The 20,417-nt window shown below is 73.1% G+C and carries 9 protein-coding genes; 5 read left to right on the top strand and 4 right to left on the bottom strand.

Going from position 1 to position 20,417, the window contains the following annotated elements:
• Nucleotides 1-111 precede the first annotated feature (111 nt).
• Together AB0N76_RS26340 and AB0N76_RS26335 are read left to right on the top strand one after the other, a co-directional pair.
• A complete protein-coding gene (locus AB0N76_RS26340; RefSeq protein WP_363560996.1) occupies nt 112-858 on the top strand; it encodes an ElyC/SanA/YdcF family protein in 747 nt (248 codons plus the stop codon).
• Between the two features lie 52 nt (nt 859-910).
• The gene (locus AB0N76_RS26335; protein WP_363560994.1) at nt 911-2,335 is read left to right on the top strand and encodes a DNA polymerase IV; all 1,425 of its coding nucleotides are present in this window, start codon (nt 911-913) and stop codon (nt 2,333-2,335) included.
• Between the two features lie 152 nt (nt 2,336-2,487).
• Here AB0N76_RS26335 and AB0N76_RS26330 read toward each other — a convergent pair whose 3' ends face one another.
• Together AB0N76_RS26330 and AB0N76_RS26325 are read right to left on the bottom strand one after the other, a co-directional pair.
• Nucleotides 2,488-3,978 carry an MFS transporter gene (locus AB0N76_RS26330; protein WP_363560992.1) on the bottom strand — a complete coding sequence of 497 codons (1,491 nt, stop codon included), beginning with the start codon at nt 3,976-3,978 and terminating at the stop codon, nt 2,488-2,490.
• A 141-nt stretch (nt 3,979-4,119) separates the two neighbouring features.
• Entirely contained in the window at nt 4,120-4,539 is a 420-nt protein-coding gene (locus AB0N76_RS26325; RefSeq protein WP_363560990.1) for a YsnF/AvaK domain-containing protein, read from the bottom strand.
• Between AB0N76_RS26325 and AB0N76_RS26320 the strand changes: the two genes are divergently transcribed.
• The gene (locus AB0N76_RS26320; RefSeq protein WP_363560988.1) at nt 4,489-16,116 is read left to right on the top strand and encodes a hypothetical protein; all 11,628 of its coding nucleotides are present in this window, start codon (nt 4,489-4,491) and stop codon (nt 16,114-16,116) included. The genes AB0N76_RS26325 and AB0N76_RS26320 overlap by 51 nt on opposite strands.
• Nucleotides 16,117-16,348: 232 nt before the next feature.
• On the top strand, nt 16,349-16,993 hold the full coding sequence (locus AB0N76_RS26315; RefSeq protein ID WP_363560986.1) for a fasciclin domain-containing protein: 645 nt from the start codon (nt 16,349-16,351) through the stop codon (nt 16,991-16,993).
• Between the two features lie 58 nt (nt 16,994-17,051).
• On the opposite strand, the gene nadE is transcribed toward AB0N76_RS26315, so the two are convergent.
• Nucleotides 17,052-17,882, bottom strand: a complete 831-nt coding sequence (nadE, locus tag AB0N76_RS26310; RefSeq protein ID WP_363560984.1) for an ammonia-dependent NAD(+) synthetase — start codon at nt 17,880-17,882, stop codon at nt 17,052-17,054.
• A 119-nt stretch (nt 17,883-18,001) separates the two neighbouring features.
• On the bottom strand, nt 18,002-18,646 hold the full coding sequence (locus AB0N76_RS26305; protein ID WP_363560982.1) for a restriction endonuclease: 645 nt from the start codon (nt 18,644-18,646) through the stop codon (nt 18,002-18,004).
• A gap of 757 nt (nt 18,647-19,403) precedes the next feature.
• Here AB0N76_RS26305 and AB0N76_RS26300 point away from each other — a divergent pair.
• Nucleotides 19,404-20,177: an AfsR/SARP family transcriptional regulator gene (locus AB0N76_RS26300; protein ID WP_363560980.1), complete on the top strand. Its 774-nt coding sequence runs from the start codon at nt 19,404-19,406 to the stop codon at nt 20,175-20,177.
• Nucleotides 20,178-20,417 lie beyond the last annotated feature (240 nt).

The raw sequence follows: 20,417 nt of genomic DNA, 5'->3' as shown, positions 1-20,417 counted from the left end.
CGGGTTCTGTGCACATAGCCGGGGGCCCCGCAGGGTTACCGTTCGGGCCCCACGGCTTCGTCGTGCCGGGTGCACCGCGTCGGTCGGGTGCGGGGAGACGAGGGAGGGCACGTGGGGTTCGGTTCCGGCATACCCGGGCTGCTGGCGCGCAGGGCGGCGGGGCTCGGCCCGCGGTTGCGGCGGCGGTCGGCCCAGCGGCGGCTGTTCCAGGCGGTGACGGTCGGCTGCGCGCTGGCGCTCGCGCCGAGCGCCTGGCTCTGGTTCGCGGCCGGTGACCGGGTGGGGACGGTGGCGACCGCGCCCGAGGCGCCGGTGGCGGTGGTGTTCGGAGCGGGGCTGTTCGACGGCCTGCCGTCGCCGTACCTGGCGCACCGGCTGGACGCGGCCGTGGAGCTCTACGAGCGGCACAAGGTGCGGGCGATCCTGGTGACCGGCGACAACGGCCGGGTCAGCTACGACGAGACCGACGCGATGCGGCGGTACCTGGTCGAGCACGGGGTGCCGGAGGTGCGGGTGGTCGGCGACTACGCGGGCTTCGACACCTGGGACTCCTGCACCCGGGCGCGCCGGATCTTCGGGGTGGACCGGGCGGTGCTGGTCAGCCAGGACTTCCACGTCCGGCGGGCGCTGGCGCTGTGCGAGGCGGCCGGGATCGAGTCGTACGCGGTGGGGGTGCCGGAGGTGCGGGACGCCACCTGGCTGTACGGGGGGTTCCGGGAGATCCCGGGGGCGGGGAAGGCGGCGCTGAACGCGTGGCTGCGGCCGGACCCGGTGTTCCTCGGTCCGCGCGAGCCGGGGATCCCGCAGGCCCTGGCGGACGCCGGGGCGGCGCAGACCCGGGCTGACCTGCCGCGCTGAGCGGTCGGCCGGGTTCGATCGTGTTGTCGGACCCGTGCGGCATGATCGGCGGGTGCGGTCACTGCCGAGCATCATCCACCTCGACATGGACGCCTTCTTCGCGGCGGTGGAGCAGGCGGCCAAGCCGAGCCTGCGCGGGAAGCCGGTGATCGTCGGCGGGCTCGGCGGGCGCGGGGTGGTCTCCACCGCGTCCTACGAGGCCCGCAGGTTCGGTGTGCACTCGGCGATGCCGATGGCGCAGGCGCGCCGGCTCTGCCCGAACGCGGCCTTCCTGGCGGGCCGCTTCGAGGCGTACCGGCAGGTGAGCGAGATAGTGATGGGGCTGCTGCGGGAGCTGTCGCCGCTGGTGCAGCCGCTCAGCCTGGACGAGGCCTTCGTCGACCTGGAGGCCGGTCCGTACGGCCCGGCGCTGGCGGCGGCGGACCACCGGACGGGGGAGCGGCTGGTGCTGGCGCTGGCCGAGGACCTGCGCGCGGACATCCTGCGGCGGTCCGGGCTGACCGCCTCGGTGGGGGCGGCCGGGTCGAAGCTGATGGCCAAGATCGCCTCCGAGCAGGCCAAGCCGGACGGGTTGGTGCTGATCGAGCCCGGGCAGGAGCGCGCGGTGCTCGGGCCGATGCCGGTGCGGGCGCTGCCGGGGGTCGGTCCGGCCACCGAGCAGGTGCTGCGCCGGGCGGGGCTGAACACGGTGGCCGAGCTCGCGGAGGCGGGGGAGGCGGAGCTGGTGCAGCTGCTCGGGCGGGCGCACGGGGCCGGGGTGCACCAGATGTCGTTGGGGCTGGACGACCGGCCGGTGGTGGCGGACCAGGACGCCAAGTCGGTCTCGGTGGAGGACACCTTCGAGGTGGACCTGGCCGACCGGGACCGGGTGCTGCGCGAGGTGGAGACGCTGGCGGTGCGGTGCGTGCGGCGGTTGCGCGGCGCCGGGCGGTCGGGGCGGACGGTGGTGCTGAAGGTCCGGCGGTTCGACTTCTCGACGCTGACCCGTTCGGAGACGCTGCGCGGGCCGACGGACGACGAGACGGTGATCGTCGAGACGGCGCGCCGGCTGGCCGCCCAGGTGGACATCACGGGCGGGGTGCGGCTGCTGGGCGTCGGGGTGGCGCAGCTGGCCGACTACACCCAGGAGGACCTGTTCGCCCAGGCGGTCCGGGAGGAGGCGGCGGCCGAGGCCGAGGCGGGGGCCGGCGCGGAGGAGGAGCCGGCGGCGGCCGAGGAGGAGCCGGCGGTGCGGCGCTGGCTGCCGGGGCAGGACGTGCGGCACGCGGAGTTCGGGCCGGGGTGGGTGCAGGGCAGCGGGGTGGGGCGGGTGACGGTGCGGTTCGAGACGCCGTGGAGCGGGCCGGGGCGGGTGCGGACCTTCGCGGTGGAGGATCCGGACCTGGAGCCGGCCCGGCCGCTGCCGCTGCGCGGGGCCGACGGCGGGCCGGGCGAGGAGGAGGCTGAGGGGACGGCGGCGGACGGCTCGGCGCCGTAGGGCGTGCCCGGCGGAAACGCGAAGCGGCCCCACCCGGCAGGAGTCCGGGTGGGGCCGCGTGCGGTTCCGGGCTCGGACGGTCGCGATGCCCTCGGCGACCGTCCGGGTCCGGCCCCCGCGCCCTGTCCCTGGGCGCGGGGTCGGACGCCTCGTCAGGCGTCGGTCTTCACCGGCTGGGGGCCGGAGATCCGGTCCGCGACCAGGTTGCCCGAGGCCACGGTGGTGGCGGGCTTGACGGTGCGGATGAGGAACGGCACGGCGCCGGCCACGACGCAGACCACGGCGGCGGTCCAGAACGCGTGCTGGTAGGCGTCCAGGGTGGGCAGCTTGACCGGGATCGGGAGCTTCATGGTGTCGCCGGTCAGGATGGCGGCCATGACGGCGGTGCCGATCGCGCCGCCGACGGTGCGCAGCACGGCGTTCATGCCGTTGGCGATGCCGCTCTGCTCGACCGGGACGGCGCCGTTGATGTAGGCGGGCATCGCCGAGAAGGCGAGGCCGATGCCGAGGCCGAAGATCGCCGAGGAGAGGTAGATGTCGCCCTCGTGGCTGTGCCGCAGGGCCAGGTAGGCCATCGCGACGGAGCCGAGGACGCCACCGAGGACCAGCGGCAGGCGCGGGCCGCGGCGGGCGATCAGCATCGCGCCCAGCGGGGCGGCGATCATCGAGCCGAGGGCGGAGGGCAGCAGCATCACGCCGGCGTGCAGCACGGTGGCGGTGAAGCCGTAGTGGGCGAACTTCTCCGGGGTCTGGGCGAAGTTGCTGATCACCATGAACGAGCCGTACATGCCGAAGCCGATCAGCAGGCCGGCCAGGTTGGTGAAGGCGACGGCCGGGCGGGACATCATCTTCATGTCGACCAGCGGGTGCGCGACCTTGACCTCGATGATCCCCCAGATCAGGGCGACCACGGCGGCGACGGCGAACAGGCCGAGGGTCTTGGTCGAGGTCCAGCCCCAGGTGTTGCCCTGGCTGACCGCGACCAGCAGGGCGGAGAGCCAGCCGGCCAGGGTGACCGCGCCGAGCGGGTCGGCGCCGCCCTCCTTGTCGGTGACCGGGTCGGTGGGCACCCGGAGGGCGACCAGGGCGACCGCGAGCAGGCCGAAGAACAGGCCCATCCAGAAGATCGACTTGTAGCTCCAGTGCTCCAGCAGCAGGCCGGTGGCGACCAGGCCGAGGCCGCTGCCGACGCCCATCGAGGCGCTGATGGCGGCGACGCCGCCGGTCACCTTCTGCTTGGGCAGCTCGTCGCGGACGATGCTGATCGCCAGCGGGAGCACGCCACCGCCGGCGCCCTGCAGGACGCGGGCGACGACCAGCCAGGTGAAGGAGTGGGTGGAGACCGCGAGGGCGGAGCCCGCGACCAGGCCGCCCAGCGAGATCAGCAGCATGGGCTTGCGGCCGCGCAGGTCGCCGAAGCGCCCCAGCAGGGGCGTGAGCACGGCGGCGGACAGCAGGTTGGCCGTCATCAGCCAGGTGATGCTGGAGCCGGAGACGCTCAGTTCCTTGGCGAGCGAGGGCAGGATCGGGACGACCGCGGTCTGCACCACGCTGAACGACAGCATCGCCAGGATGAGGGCCGGCAGGACCCGGGCGCTGCTCTGCTTCTCGGCCGCGGTGGTGGGCTGTGGTGCCTCACTCACGGTTGCTTCCTCCCGTACATAGTGAATGAACTGAAGTAACCATGCAGGGAGATACTTCAGTGTGTCAAATATCCATTGGTTAAGCCTTGGCAAAGAGAAAGGACCCCGGCCGGGTGGCCGGGGTCCGGGGCGGTGCCGGGATCAGGCGGGATGGACCGGGGTGCCGGGGCGGGCCTGGGCCTGGGCCTGGGCCTCGGCGGCGGCCGCGGTGCCGTCGTGGATCTCGACGTGCTCGCGCCGCAGCTCCTCCCGGATCACCTCCTCGGTGGTGTAGCGCTCGACCACCAGGCGGACCCGCTCGATCGGCGCCAGGTACTTGCGGACCAGCGGGCGCTCCTCGCGCAGGGTGACCTCCTCCACCGCCTCGGCGATCTCCTTCTCGCTGAGCGAGGCCCGCTCCGCCTCGCCGACCGGGATCCGCTCGACCCGCACCCGCTCGCGCACCAGCTGGACCCGGCGCTCCACCGGCTCGCTGGTCACGTACTTGCGCAGCTTGGCGGTGCCCAGCACGTGCCACTCGGTGCCGATGTCCAGCCGCTCCTCGCGGCAGGTGATCTCCACCGGGCCGCTGGGCGCGGAGGAGGCCGGGCCGGTGACGGGGCGCGGGGCGGCGGTGGTGGTGGCGGCTGGTTCGGCGGTGGCGGCGGCGCCTGCCAGCGCGGCGGCACCCTGCAGGCCAACGGCATGGGCGGCGGCGGCTCCGGCTACATCCGGGGCGCCGGCGTCAGCAACGCCCAGACCTCCAACGGCGCCAACAGCTCGGCGAACGGCACCGGTGGTGCCTCGGGCGGCCGCTCCGACGCGCAGTACGCCAGCGGCATCGGGGACGGCGGCGGCACCACCGGCGGCGGCAACGGCGAGGTCGTCATCGAGTGGCAGACCCGGGTCGGTCTGTCCATCGCCAAGACCGCCGACAAGGCCCGGTACGTCCCCGGCCAGCCGCTGACCTACACGGTCGTGGTCCGCAACAGCGGTCCCGCGCCCGCCGTCAACGCGGCTGTCCGCGACGCCCTCCCGTCCGCGCTCAACGGCTTCACCTGGACCTGCGCGGCCGGCGGCGCGGGCAGTGCCTGCGGAGCGGCGAGCGGCACCGGCAGCATCGACACCACGGCCACCGTCGCGGCCGGCGACAGCGTCACCTACACCGTGACCGGCACCGTGCCGTCCTCCACCACCGGCACCCTCTCCAACACCGCCACGGTCACCCGGCCGTCCGCCAGCACCGACCCCAACTGCGGTCCGACCTGCTCCAGCACCATCGACACGCCCGCGCAGCCGACCACCGGCCTGTCCGTCACCAAGACGCCGGACAAGAACCCGTACGTGCCCGGCCAGCCGCTCACCTACACGATCGTGGTGAAGAACAGCGGCCCGTCCGACGCGACCGGCGTGAGCGTCCAGGACACCCTGCCCGCCTCCATCCAGAACTTCACCTGGACCTGCGCGGCCACCGCGGGCAGCAGCTGCGGCAGCCCCGCGTCCGGCACCGGCAACATCGGCACCACCGTCAACATCCTCGCCGGCGGCCAGGTGACCTACACGCTCACCGGCACCGTCCCGGCCGACGCCAGCGGCTCGCTCGACAACCGGGCCACCGTCACCCCGCCCGGCGGCGCCACCGACCCGGGCTGCTCCCCGAACTGCACCAGCACTTCCAACCCGATCCCGCCGGGCGGGCAGGCGACCCTGGCCATCTCGAAGGCGCTGCTGACCAACCCGGTGGTCCCGGGCCGGCAGATCCAGTGGCGGGTGACGGTCTCCAACAGCGGCCCGTCGCGGGCCCGGAACGTGGTCGTCAGCGACCGGATCCCGGCCGGGGTGACGGGGGCGACGATGACGCCTGACGGCGGGGGCACGGCCTGCACGATTGCCAATGGGACGGCCACCTGCCCGGCGGTCGAGATCCCGGTCGGCGGCTCGGTCTCCTGGACGCTCAGCGGCACGCTTGACCCCAACGCGACCGCTACACCTTCTAACACCGCCACGGTCACCGGCGGCCCCGACCCGGCCACCCCGACCCGCACGGCCGTCGCCTCCCCCACCGCGTCGCCGTCGCCGCAGGCGAGCCTGTCGGTCTCGAAGGCGCTGCTCACCAACCCGGTCGTCCCCGGGCAGCAGATCCAGTGGCGGGTGAGCGTGACCAACAACGGTCCGTCCCGGGCCCGGAACGTGGTGGTGTCCGACGCCGTGCCCGCCGGTGTGACGGGCGCGTCGATGACGGCTGACAGCGGAGGCGCGACCTGCCCGATCGCGAACGGGACGGCGACCTGTCCGGCGGTGGAGATCTCCGTCGGCCAGACACTCACCTGGACCCTCACGGGAACGCTAGACCCGAACGCGACCGCTACACCCACTAACACTGCGATCGTGACCGGCGGCCCGGATCCCGCGACCCCCACCCACACGGCGGTGGCGTCCCCCACCGCATCGCCGTCGCCGCGGGCCGAGCTGACGGTGTCGAAGTCCCTGCTCACCAGCCCGGTGGTGCCGGGCCGGCAGATCCAGTGGCGGGTCACGGTGACCAACAACGGCCCGTCCCGGGCCCGGAACGTCGTGGTCACGGATGCGGTGCCGGCCGGTGTGACGGGGGCGTCGATGACGGCGGACGTGGGCGGTGCGGCCTGCACGATCGCCAACGGGACGGCGACCTGTCCGGCTGTGGAGATCCCGGTCGGCGGCTCGGTCTCCTGGACGCTCAGCGGCACGCTGGACCCGAACGCGGCCGGTACACCCTCCAACACCGCGACGGTCACCGGCGGCCCGGACCCCGCGACCCCGACGCGCACGGCCGTCGCCTCCCCCACGGCGTCGCCGTCGCCGCAGGCCAACCTGACCGTGTCGAAGGCGCTACTCACCAACCCCGTGGTGCCCGGGCAGCAGATCCAGTGGCGGGTCACTGTGACCAACAACGGCCCGTCCCGGGCCCGGAACGTCGTGGTCACCGACCAGATCCCGGCCCGCGTCACGGGCGCCTCGATGACGGCCGACACCGGAGGCGCGGCCTGCCCGATCGCCAACGGCACGGCCACCTGCCCGGCGGTCGAGCTCGCGGTCGGCCAGTCGCTGAGCTGGACCCTGAGCGGCACGCTCGCCTCCGACGCCACGGTCACGCCGACCAACTCGGCGGTCGTGACGGGCGGCCCCGACCCGGCGACGCCCACCCACACGGCGGTGGCAACCCCGACCGCGTCGCCGTCTCCGCAGGCCAACCTGACGGTGTCGAAGGCGCTGCTGACCAACCCGGTCGTCCCCGGGCAGCAGATCCAGTGGCGGGTGACGGTGACCAACAACGGCCCGTCGCGGGCACGTGACGTCGTCGTCACCGACCGGATCCCGGCCGGGGTGACGGGCGCGTCGATGACGGCCGACGCCGGTGGCGCGGCCTGCCCGATCGCCAACGGCACGGCCACCTGCCCGGCCGTCGAGCTCGACGCCGGTCAGTCGCTGACCTGGACACTGACTGGAACGCTGGATGCGAACGCGACCGTGACACCCTCTAACTCGGTGGTGGTGACGGGCGGCCCCGACCCGGCGACGCCCACCCACACGGCGGTGGCAACCCCGACCGCGTCGCCGTCTCCGCAGGCGAGCCTGGTCGTGTCGAAGGTGCTGGTGACCAACCCGGTGGTGCCCGGTCAGCAGATCCAGTGGCGGGTCAGCGTGACCAACAACGGCCCGTCGACGGCCCGCAACGTCGTGGTGTCCGATGCCGTGCCGGCCGGGGTCACGGGCGCGTCGATGACGGCCGACAGCGGAGGCGCGGCCTGCCCGATCGCGAACGGGACGGCGACCTGTCCGGCGGTGGAGATCCCGGTCGGTCAGACGCTGACCTGGACGCTGACCGGAACGCTAGACCCGAACGCGACCGCTACACCCACTAACACGGCGATCGTGACCGGCGGCCCGGACTCGGCGACCCCGACCCACACCGCCGTGGCGTCCTCGACAGCCACGCCCTCCGCGCAGGCGAACCTGACCGTGTCGAAGTCCCTGCTCACCAACCCCGTGGTGCCCGGACAGCAGATCCAGTGGCGGGTCACGGTGACCAACAACGGCCCGTCCCGGGCGCGTGACGTCGTCGTCAGCGACCAGGTGCCCGCCGGGGTGACCGGTGCTTCGATGACGTCCGACGCCAGCGGCGCGCCGTGCCCGATCACCAACGGCACGGCCACTTGCCCGGCGGTCGAGCTCGCGGTCGGGCAGTCGCTGAGCTGGACGCTCAGCGGCACCCTCGCCTCCGACGCCACGGTCACGCCGACGAACATGGCGGTCGTGACCGGCGGCCCCGACCCTGCCACCCCGACTCACACGGCCGTGGCGACGCCCACGACCACTCCCTCCACACAGGCGAACCTGACGGTCTCGAAGGCGCTGGTGACCAACCCCGTCGTGCCGGGTCAGCAGATCCAGTGGCGGGTCAGCGTGACCAACAACGGTCCGTCGACGGCCCGGAACGTGGTGGTGTCCGATGCCGTTCCCGCCGGTGTGACGGGCGCGTCGATGACGGCCGACGCCGGCGGCGCGGCCTGCCCGATCGCGAACGGGACGGCGACCTGTCCGGCGGTGGAGATCCCCGTCGGCCAGACACTCACCTGGACCCTCACGGGAACGCTAGACGCCAACGCGACCGCTACACCCACTAACACGGCGGTCGTGACCGGCGGCCCCGACCCGGCGACGCCGACCCATACGGCCGTCGCCACGCCCACCGCTACGCCGTCCACGCAGGCGAACCTGACCGTCTCGAAGGCGCTCGTGACCAACCCCGTCGTGCCGGGTCAGCAGATCCAGTGGCAGGTCACGGTGACGAACAACGGCCCGTCCCGGGCACGTGATGTCGTGGTCACCGACCAGGTCCCGGCGGGCGTCACCGGCGCGTCGATGACCGCAGCCGACGGCACCCCGTGCCCGATCGCGAACGGGACGGCGACCTGTCCGGCCGTGGAGATCCCGGTCGGGCAGACGCTGACCTGGACGCTGACCGGCACGCTAGACCCGAACGCGACCGTGACACCCACTAACACGGCGATCGTGACCGGCGGCCCCGACCCGGCCACCCCAACTCACACCGCTGTGGCGACGCCCACGACCACTCCCTCCACACAGGCGAGCCTGACCGTCGCGAAGGCGCTGGTGACGAACCCCGTCGTCCCTGGACAGCAGATCCAGTGGCAGGTGACGGTTACCAACAACGGGCCTTCACGGGCGCGCGACGTCGTCGTCACCGACCAGGTCCCGGCGGGCGTGACGGGTGCGTCGATGACGGCAGCTGATGGCACGCCCTGCCCGATCACCAACGGAACGGCAACGTGTCCGGCTGTGGAGGTCGAGGTCGGCCAGACCCTCACCTGGACCCTCACGGGCACCCTCGACGCCAACGCCACCACCACGCCCACCAACTCGGTTGTGGTGACGGGCGGTCCGGATCCGGCGACCCCCACGCACACGGCTGTGGCGACCCCGACCACGACGCCCGCGCCCCAGGCCAACCTCACCGTGTCCAAGGCACTCGTCACCAACCCGGTCATCCCCGGCCAGCAGATCCAGTGGCAGGTGACCGTCACCAACAACGGGCCCTCACGAGCGCGCGACGTCGTCGTCACCGATCAGGTGCCGGCGGGCGTCACCGGCGCGAGCATGAGCGCCGCCGACGGCACGCCTTGCCCGATCACCAACGGCACCGCGACCTGCCCCGCCGTGGAGATCGAGGTCGGGCAGACACTGACCTGGACGCTCACCGGCACGCTCGACGCCAACGCCACCACCACCCCGACCAACTCCGCAGTGGTCACGGGCGGTCCCGACCCGGCAACGCCCACCCACACAGCCGTGGCGACCCCGACGTCCACCCCCTCTGCGCAGGCGAACCTCACCGTTTCCAAGGCACTCGTGACGAACCCCGTCATCCCCGGCCAGCAGATCCAGTGGCAGGTCACGGTGACCAACAACGGGCCGTCGCGGGCGCGTGACGTCGTCGTCAGCGACCAGATCCCGGCGGGCGTGACCGGCGCCTCGATGGCCGCCGCCGATGGCACCGCCTGCCCGATCACCAACGGCACCGCCACCTGCCCCGCCGTGGAGATCGAGGTCGGCCAGACACTCACCTGGACCCTCACCGGCACCCTCGACCCCAACGCCACCACGACACCGACCAACTCGGCGACCGTGACCGGCGGTCCGGATCCCACAACCCCGACCCACACAGCCGTGGCCACGCCCACGACCACTCCCTCCACGCAGGCGAACCTGACCGTCTCGAAGGCGCTCGTGACCAACCCCGTGGTGCCCGGTCAGCAGATCCAGTGGCAGGTAACCGTCACCAACAACGGGCCCTCCCGGGCGCGTGACGTGGTGGTCAGCGACCAGGTCCCGGCAGGTGTGACAGGCGCGTCGATGGCCGCAGCTGATGGCACGCCCTGCCCGATCGCCAACGGAACGGCCACGTGTCCGGCGGTGGAGATCGAGGTCGGCCAGACACTCACCTGGACCCTCATGGGAACGCTGGACGCCAACGCCACCACGACGCCGACCAACTCGGCGATCGTGACCGGCGGTCCGGATCCCGCGACTCCGACGCACACGGCCGTGGCGACCCCGACCACGACGCCCGCGCCCCAGGCCAACCTCACGGTCGCCAAGACGCTCGTGACGAACCCCGTCATCCCCGGCCAGCAGATCCAGTGGCAGGTCACGGTGACCAACAACGGCCCGTCTCGGGCACGTGATGTGGTGGTCACCGACCAGGTCCCGGCGGGCGTGACCGGCGCGTCTATGGCCGCAGCCGACGGCACGCCGTGCCCGATCACCAACGGAACGGCCACCTGCCCGGCGGTGGAGATCGAGGTCGGCCAGACGCTCACCTGGACGCTCACGGGCACGCTCGACGCCAACGCCACCACCACGCCCACCAACTCGGCCGTGGTGACGGGCGGTCCGGACCCCGCGACCCCGACCCACACCGCAGTGGCAACCCCGACGTCCACCCCCTCTGCGCAGGCGAGCCTCACCGTCTCGAAGGCTCTGGTGACGAACCCGGTCGTGCCGGGTCAGCAGATCCAGTGGCGGGTGTCAGTCACCAATAACGGCCCCTCCCGGGCACGGGACGTCGTCGTCACCGACACCGTCCCCGCCGGCGTCCTCAACCCCGCGATGACGGCGGACGCCGACAGCACCCCCTGCCCGATCGCGAATGGCACAGCGAACTGTCCCGCCGTCGAGATCGAGGTCGGGCAGACGCTCACCTGGACGCTCACGGGCACCCTGGATGCCAACGCCACCACGACCCCGACCAACTCCGCAGTGGTGACGGGTGGTCCGGATCCCGCGACCCCGACCCACACCGCCGTGGCGACCCCGACGTCCACCCCCTCTGCGCAGGCGAGCCTCACCGTCTCGAAGGCTCTGGTGACGAACCCGGTCGTGCCGGGTCAGCAGATCCAGTGGCGGGTGTCGGTGACCAACAACGGTCCCTCGCGGGCACGGGACGTCATCGTCAGCGACCAGGTTCCGGCGGGCGTCACCGGCGCCTCGATGACGGCGGACGCCGACGGCACGCCGTGCCCCATCACCAACGGCACGGCCACCTGCCCGGCAGTGGAGATCGAGGTCGGCCAGACACTCACCTGGACCCTCACGGGAACGCTAGACGCCAACGCGACCGTTACACCCACTAACACGGCAGTCGTGACCGGCGGCCCCGACCCCGCCACCCCGACCCACACCTCCGTGGCCACCCCGACCACGACACCCTCGCCCCAGGCCAACCTCACCGTCGCAAAGGCACTGGTGACCAACCCGGTGGTGCCTGGCCAGCAGATCCAGTGGCAGGTGACCGTCACCAACAACGGGCCGTCTCGGGCCCGTGATGTGGTGGTCACCGACCAGGTGCCGGCGGGCGTGACCGGCGCGAGCATGAGCGCGGCGGACGGCACCCCCTGCCCGATCACCAACGGCACCACGACCTGCCCGGCGGTGGAGATCGAGGTCGGCCAGACGCTCACCTGGACGCTCACCGGCACCCTGGACGCCAACGCCACCACGACCCCGACCAACACGGCGATCGTGACCGGCGGCCCGGATCCCGCGACCCCGACCCACACGGCCGTGGCCACGCCCACGACCACTCCCTCCACGCAGGCCAACCTGACCGTGTCCAAGGCGCTGCTGACCAACCCCGTCGTTCCCGGCCAGCAGATCCAATGGCGGGTGTCGGTCACCAACAACGGCCCCTCCCGGGCACGTGACGTCGTCGTCACCGACCAGGTCCCGGCGGGCGTCACCGGCGCCTCGATGACGGCGGACGCCGACAGCACGCCGTGCCCGATCGCGAATGGCACAGCGACCTGTCCCGCCGTCGAGATCGAGGTCGGGCAGACGCTCACCTGGACGCTCACGGGCACCCTGGATGCCAACGCCACCACGACCCCGACCAACTCCGCGGTGGTGACGGGTGGTCCGGATCCCGCGACCCCGACCCACACGGCCGTGGCCACGCCCACGACCACTCCCTCTACGCAGGCCAGCCTGACGGTGTCCAAGGCGCTGCTGACCAACCCCGTCGTTCCCGGCCAGCAGATCCAGTGGCGGGTGTCGGTCACCAACAACGGCCCCTCCCGAGCGCGTGATGTCGTCGTCACCGACCAGGTCCCGGCCGGCGTGACGGGCACGTCGATGGCAGCCGACGCCGACAGCACGCCGTGCCCGGTCGCGAACGGGACGGCCACCTGCCCGGCGGTGAAGATCGAGGTCGGGCAGACGCTCACCTGGACCCTCACGGGAACGCTAGACCCGAACGCGACCGCTACACCCACTAACACGGCAGTCGTGACCGGCGGCCCCGACCCCGCGACCCCGACCCACACCTCCGTGGCCACCCCGACCACGACGCCCTCGCCCCAGGCCAACCTCACCGTGTCGAAGGCACTCGTCACGAACCCCGTCGTGCCGGGGCAGCAGATCCAGTGGCGCGTGAGTATCACCAACAACGGCCCCTCCCGGGCCCGTGACGTCGTCGTCACCGACACCGTTCCCGCCGGCGTGCTCAACCCCGCGATGGCGGCGGACGCCGACGCCACCCCCTGCCCGATCACCAGCGGCACCGCGACCTGTCCGGCCGTCGAGATCCCGGTCGGCCAGACGCTCACCTGGACGCTGACCGGCACGCTCGACGCCAACGCCACTACCACTCCCGAGAATTCGGCGGTGGTGACGGGCGGCCCAGACCCCGCGACCCCCACGCACACGGCGGTGGCGACCCCAACCACGACGCCCTCGCCCCAGGCCAACCTCACGGTGTCGAAGGCACTCGTGACGAGCCCCGTCGTCCCCGGCCAGCAGATCCAGTGGCAGGTCACGGTGACCAACAACGGGCCCTCCCGAGCCCGTGATGTAGTGGTCACCGACCAGGTCCCGGCGGGCGTCACCGGCGCGAGCATGAGCGCCGCCGACGGCACCCCGTGCCCGATCACCAACGGCACCGCCACCTGCCCCGCCGTCGAGATCGAGGTCGGCCAGACGCTCACCTGGACCCTCACGGGCACGCTCGACGCCAACGCGACCACGACGCCGACCAACACGGCGATCGTGACCGGCGGTCCGGACCCGGCGACCCCGACTCACACGGCCGTCGCGACCCCGACGTCCACGCCCTCCGGGCAGGCGAGCCTGACCGTCGCGAAGACGCTGCTCACCAACCCGGTCGTCCCTGGCCAGCAGATCCAGTGGCAGGTCACGGTGACCAACAACGGGCCCTCGCGGGCACGTGATGTAGTGGTCACCGACCAGGTCCCGGCAGGTGTGACCGGCGCGAGCATGACCGCCGCCGACGGCACCCCCTGCCTGATCACCAACGGCACCGCCACCTGCCCCGCCGTCGAGATCGAGGTCGGCCAGACACTCACCTGGACCCTCACGGGAACGCTCGACCCCAACGCCACCGTGACACCCACTAACTCGGCAGTGGTCACCGGCGGCCCCGACCCGGCCACGCCCACCCACACCACCGTCGCGACCCCGACCACGACACCCTCGCCCCAGGCCAACCTCACCGTCGCGAAGGCCCTGCTCACCAACCCCGTCGTCCCCGGCCAGCAGATCCAGTGGCAGGTCACGGTGACCAACAACGGCCCCTCCCGAGCCCGTGACGTGGTGGTCACCGACCAGGTCCCGACAGGCGTCACCGGCGCGAGCATGACCGCGGCCGACGGCACCCCCTGCCCGATCACCAACGGCACCGCCACCTGCCCCGCCGTCGAGATCCCGGCCGGCCAGACGCTCACCTGGACCCTCACGGGCACGCTCGACCCCAACGCCACCGTGACACCCACTAACTCGGCAGTGGTCACCGGCGGCCCCGACCCGGCCACGCCCACCCACACCACCGTCGCGACCCCGACCACCACGCCCTCGCCCCAGGCCGACCTCGCGATCTCGAAGGTCCTGCTGACCGACCCCGTCGTCCCGGGCCGGCAGATCCAGTGGCGGGTGACGGTCACCAACAACGGGCCGTCCCGGGCGCGTGACGTGGTCGTCGCCGACACCGTCCCCGCCGGCGTGCTCAACCCCGCGATGACGGCGGACGCCGACGGCACGCCCTGCCCGATCACCAACGGCACCGCCACCTGCCCCGCCGTCGAGATCCCGGCCGGCGGCACCGTCTCCTACACCCTCACCGGCACGCTCGACGCCGCCGCGACCGGGGCGCCGGTGAACGTCGCCTCCGTCACCGGCGGGCCGGACCCGGATCCGTCGGACAACACCGCGACCGCCACCCCGACCGGGCCGGTCCAGCCGAACGCGCGCCTCACCGTCTCGAAGGTCCTGCTGACCGACCCCGTCGTGCCCGGGCAGCGGATCCAGTGGCGGGTGGCGGTGACCGACAACGGGCCGTCGACCGCCCGCGGTGTCGTCCTCAGCGACCGGATCCCGGCCCAGGTGCTCGGCGCCACGGTGACCGTGGACGCCACCGGGGCTGCCTGCCCGATCGCCGACGGCACGGCGACCTGCCCGGCGGTGGACATCGCGGTCGGTGCGACGGCGACCTTCACCGTCGCGGGCACGCTCGACCCCGCCGCCACCTCGGTGCCGGTCAACACCGCCACCGTGACCGGCGGGCCGGATCTGGCCACGCCCACCCACACGGCGGTCGCCTCGCCGACTGTCACGCCGTCGCCGCAGGCCGCGCTGACCGTCTCCAAGGTGCTGCTGACCTCGCCCGTGGTGGCCGGTGCGCCGATCGCCTGGCGGGTGTCCGTCACCAATGACGGCCCCTCCCGGGCCCGTGACGTCGTCGTCAGCGACCGGTTCCCCCGGCAGCTGGACGCCCCGGTGATGACCGCCGACGCGGACGGCAGCCGCTGCCCGGCCGCCGACGGGGTCGCGACCTGCCCGGCCATCGAGCTGGCCGTCGGGGCGACGGCGACGTACACGGTCTCCGGCACGCTCTCGCCGGACGCCACCGAGGTGCCGGTGAACTCGGCCCTCGTCACCGGCGGGCCCGACCCGGCCACGCCGACGCACGCCGCGACCGCCACCCCGAGCGAGCCGATCACCGTCCGGCACGACCTGCGGCTGGACAAGCAGGTCTCCCCGGCCAGTCCGAACCCCGGGGACACGGTCACCTACACCGTCACCGCGACCAACCTGGCCACCGGCACCTACCACGGCGCCACCGTCGTGGACGACTTCACCGGGGTGCTGGGCGCCGCGGCGTACGCGGGTGACGCCCGGGCCACCGCCGGGCGGGTCGACTACAGCCGGCCGCTGCTGACCTGGACGCTCGACCTGCGCCCGGGTGCCACCGAGACCCTCACCTACACCTTCACGGTCGGGACGGGGACCGGCGGGCAGCAGCTCGTCAACCGGGTGGTGTCGCTCGGGGACGGGAGCAACTGCCCGGCCGCGTCCGCCCGGTCGGTCCGGGCCGCCCGGGCGGCGGCGGACGGGTCGGCCGGCGGCGGGAGCTGCACCACCAGCAGCACCGTCAACCCGCCGAAGCCGTCGCCGTCGCCGAAGCCCAGCCCGACGGGCGGTCCGCTGCCGCCGACCGGGTCGGGCGGATCGGGCTCCGCCGGGCTGGTCGCGGCCCTGGCGCTCGCCGCCGGCGGTCTGCTGATCGCACTGCGCCGGAGCCGCCGCTGACCGTGCTCCGACGGCGCCGGGGCCGCGTCCGCCCGCCGGGGTCCTCCCCCGGCCCGCGGGCGCGGCCCCGGCGCCGGGGTGGGGTGCCGGGGGTGCTGGGAGGGTGCTGGAAGGGTGACTGGTGACGCCGTCGGCGCGGGACCTCCCACAGCGGATCCAGGCGAAGTGTCACTATCTGGGGCGTATCCGGCACCCACCGGGCCGGACCGCTCATCCCTGAGGAGGACTCCGCATGCGCCGTCGCACGCCTCGCCCCGTCCCGCTCGCGGTCCCCGCGCTCGCTCCCGCGCTCGCCCTGGCGTTCGCCCTCGCGCCGCTGGCGGGCTGTGCGGGGCCGTCCGACGACGGCTCCGGCGGTGACGGCGGTGCCGCCCCCGCGGCCGCGGCGGCTCCTGCGGCGCCCCCGCCGGAGCGGCCGTTCGGTCCGAGCTGCGCCACCCTGCCCACCGACGGTCCCGGCAGCCTGGAGGCGATCGGGGGCGTCCCGGTCCTGTCGGCGATCGACCGGACCAGCGACCTCACCACGATGTCCGGGCTGATCAAGACCGCCAAGGCCAAGGACCTGTTCGACTCGATGGACAACGTCACGGTCTTCGCGCCGAACGACGCGGCCTTCGCCAAGCTGCCGGAGGACCAGCGGAAGGCGCTCGGCACCCAGCCGGGGGCGAGCGACCTGCTGCGCCGGCTGATCGTGGTCCGCGACCTCCGCAAGGCCGACTTGGCGGACAAGTCCTACACCTCGCTGCAGGGCGCGGCGCTCAAGGCCACGGGCAGCGGGGACGACTACCGGATCGGCGGCGCCCGCGTGGTGTGCGGGAGCATCCGGACGGCGAACGCGCGGCTCGCGGTGCTGGACCAGGTGCCGACGTCCGGGTGAGCGCGACGGGCGCTGACGACGGCACGGCGGCCCGGGCGGGTCGCCGTGCCGGGGGTGGTCAGGGGGCGATCGGCAGCTGGCGCTTGTGCTCGGTCAGGCGGTAGCGGTTGACGATGATCTCGAAGGCCCGGCCGTCGACCGGCTTGCCCTCCAGGAAGTCGTCGATGTCGTCGTAGGTGACGCCGAGCGCGTCCTCGTCGGCCTTGCCCGGGTCGAGGGTCTCCAGGTCGGCGGTCGGGACCTTCCAGACCAGCTCGGCGGGCGCGCCCAGGGCCTGCGCGACGGCGCGCACCCGGCGCTTGGTGAGGCCGGTCAGCGGGACCAGGTCGGCGGCGCCGTCGCCGAACTTGGTGAAGAAGCCCGAGACGGCCTCGGCGGCGTGGTCGGTGCCGACCACCAGGCCGTTGGCCGCGCCGGCCACCGCGTACTGGGCGATCATGCGCTGGCGGGCCTTGATGTTGCCGGTCACGAAGTCCTGGTGCGCGGCGTCGCGGAAGGTCACGCCGGCGGCCAGCGCGGCCTCGGCGGCCGCGTCGCTGGCCGGCTTGACGTCCACCGTCAGCACCTCGTCGGCCTGGATGAAGGACAGCGCGAGCTGGGCGTCGCGCTCGTCGGCCTGGACGCCGTAGGGCAGGCGCATCGCGTAGAAGCGCGCCTCGTGCCCGGCGGCACGGGCCCGCTCGACCGCGAGCTGGCAGAGCCGGCCGGCGGTGGTGGAGTCGACGCCGCCGCTGATGCCGAGCACCAGGGAGCGCAGGCCGGTGGAGACCAGCCGCTCGGTGAGGAAGGCCACCCGGCGCTCGATCTCCAGCTCCGGGTCGAAGGTCTCGGCGACCTGGAGGTCCCGGGCGATCTCCTGCTGCTGGGCGATGGACGCCGCCTCGCTCACGTCTGCTCCTTGTGCCGGTCGGTCCACGATGTGCTGGGTGCTGCGACGCCACCCTACCCAGGGGCCCGCCCGACCCCGAAAAACCCCTCCGCCGACGCAGGCCTCCGACCTCGGGCCGGTCAGGCCCAGGGCGGGCGGCCCGTGCCCTCCGCCCAGAGGGCGAGCGCCCGCCGGTCGACCACCCGGATGCCGACCTGGTCGCAGAACGCCGTGGCGGCCTTGGTGAGGGAGCTGGTGGTGACCACGGCCGCGAGGTCGCAGCGGTGGACGTCGCGGTAGGTGCCGTTGACCTTCTGCACGTCCTCGGAGCCGACGAAGGTCCGCGGCCCGTACCGCTTGGCCTGGATCAGCAGCCGCTGCCCGGCCGGGGTGGTCGCCAGGACGTCGGCCGCGAGGTCGCCGGCCCCGCCGACCACCGTCACCTTTGTGCAGCCGTCCCGCCGGCACAGGTCCGCCAGGGCGTGTTCGAAGGCCTTCGGGGTCATGCTCAGGAACGGGCCGATGTGGCGCAGCTGCGCGACCCGGGCGGCCAGCTCCCGGCGGCGGGCCAGTGTCCGGACCCGCAGGACGACGGCGGCCACCAGCGCGGCGCCCGCCAGCAGCACGCCGAGCAGCAGCAGGTGGCGGGCCAGCCAGCTGAGCACCGCGGAGACCAGGGCGACCACGGCCAGCGCCGCCGCCATCAGGATCAGCGCGTTCTCCCGGGCCCGCCGCAGCCGGCGGGCGGTGGAACGGCGGCGACGGCGTACCGGCCTGCGGGCCACGGGCTCCCCTCTCCGACCACGGTGTGTCCGCGGCGTGTCGGCGAGCCTAGGAGCCGTCGGCCCGGGCCGCAGGGGATCCGGGCGAACTCCGCCCGGGCCGCGAGCGGGTTGACCGGATCGCAACGGTCAGCGGCCGAACCTTGGGTCCGGGCCGGAAGGGTCGTGTCTCCGGGCCGGACGGACCTCGGCTCCGTGACGGAAGGTCAGCGCGGCTGCGCGGGCTGCGACCGGACGCGGCCACGGGCGCCTCCGGAGCCCCAGGAGTCACCAACTGCCGCTCCTAATGGATTCGTTGATATGCCCGTCCGCACTCGATCACCGGATCGTCGCCCGGTAAACCTGACTTGACGTGTATTCACGCGACTACCATACCGACGGGGACTCCTACAAGAGCCCATGGAACCCGAGCGACGAAGGAGAATGTGCAACGTTCAAGGGCCGCCCGGCCACACGTGAGTGAGATCACGCCAAACTTCGATCCGACGGCGTACCGGGGCCGCCGGGCCGGTGTTCCGGCCCCCTGAACAGGCGGAGCGGCGGCCGCCCCGCCCGGCGGACATGATCGCACGTCAGCACGCCATACCAAGAGGGGCGTCACCGATCTAGACCTTCTCTCGGGGTGATTTACAAGTAGTCTGTCGTCAACCGCACGAGAACCCTCGGGACTCTCCGGGTTCAATCCCGGAAGCATGTCGATTCTCGAGCGATCCACACGTTTATTCATTACTGGGGGTGACTTGTGGCGAGGGGTCACGCAATGAATTTCCAGGTCCTCGGGCCGTTAGCGGTCCAGGCCGACGGAATACCAGTGAATCCAGGATCGGCGCGCCAGCGGGCGGTTTTGTCCGCCCTTCTTCTGACGCCGGGTCGGCCGGTGACGGCGGAGCAGCTCACCGAGGCCGTCTGGCCGAGGAACCCTCCGAACGACGTCATGGCGAACCTGCACAGCTACGTGTCCAACCTCCGGCGGCTGCTGGAGCCGAACCGGCCCCCCAGATGCCGGGACACCGTGATCCGCCGGGAGCCGAACGGCTACGTGCTCGCGGTCAACGCCGACTGCATCGACGCGGCCCTCTTCGAGCGCCTGCTGCACGAGGGCAGGCGGCTGCTCCAGTCGGGGCTGCCGCAGAAGGCCGGCCGGACGCTGGGGAGCGCGTTGGCGCTGTGGCGGGGGTCGGCCTACCCGGAGGTGAGCGACTACGCGCTCGGAGCACAAGCGGCCTCGCGCTTTGAGGAGTTGAGGCTGCTGGCGCTGGAGAGCCTGTGGGAGGCCAAGCTGTCCGAGGAGCGCGACTTCTCGGTGGTGGCCGCCGAGCTGCCCGCGCTCACCCTGCGCTTCCCGACCCGGGAGCGGTTCAGCTGGCTGCTGATGAAGGCGCTGTATCGGTCCGGGCGGCGGGCCGAGGCGATCGACGCCTATCACCGGACGCGGCGGACCCTGGCCGAGGAGTACGGCGTGGATCCGGGCGCGGAGTTGCAGGAACTGTTCGGCTCGATCCTGCGCGGCGATCCCGTCGCGGGCTGCGCGTGAGCGCGGCGCGGCGGTAGGGTCCCGCCGACTGCCCGGTGGTGACGGGCGTCACGCCCGTCGCCACCGGGCGCTTTCTTTGCCCGATTGACTGACATGAGCATGACCTGACACTTTCTGTCGCCACGCGAACCCCCCGTGGCGCCGCCACGTCCGCTCCAAGACTCCTCCAAGTCGGCTCCAAGTCGCCGCCAAGTCGCTCCCAAGATCGTTCTGACAGTCTTCGGTCACCGAAGGGATAGA

This window comes from Kitasatospora sp. NPDC093806 (genome assembly GCF_040683335.1).
Classification (GTDB): domain Bacteria; phylum Actinomycetota; class Actinomycetes; order Streptomycetales; family Streptomycetaceae; genus Kitasatospora.
The sequence above is the reverse complement of the archived record's forward strand: the minus strand, read 5'-3'. Positions and strand labels throughout refer to the sequence as shown.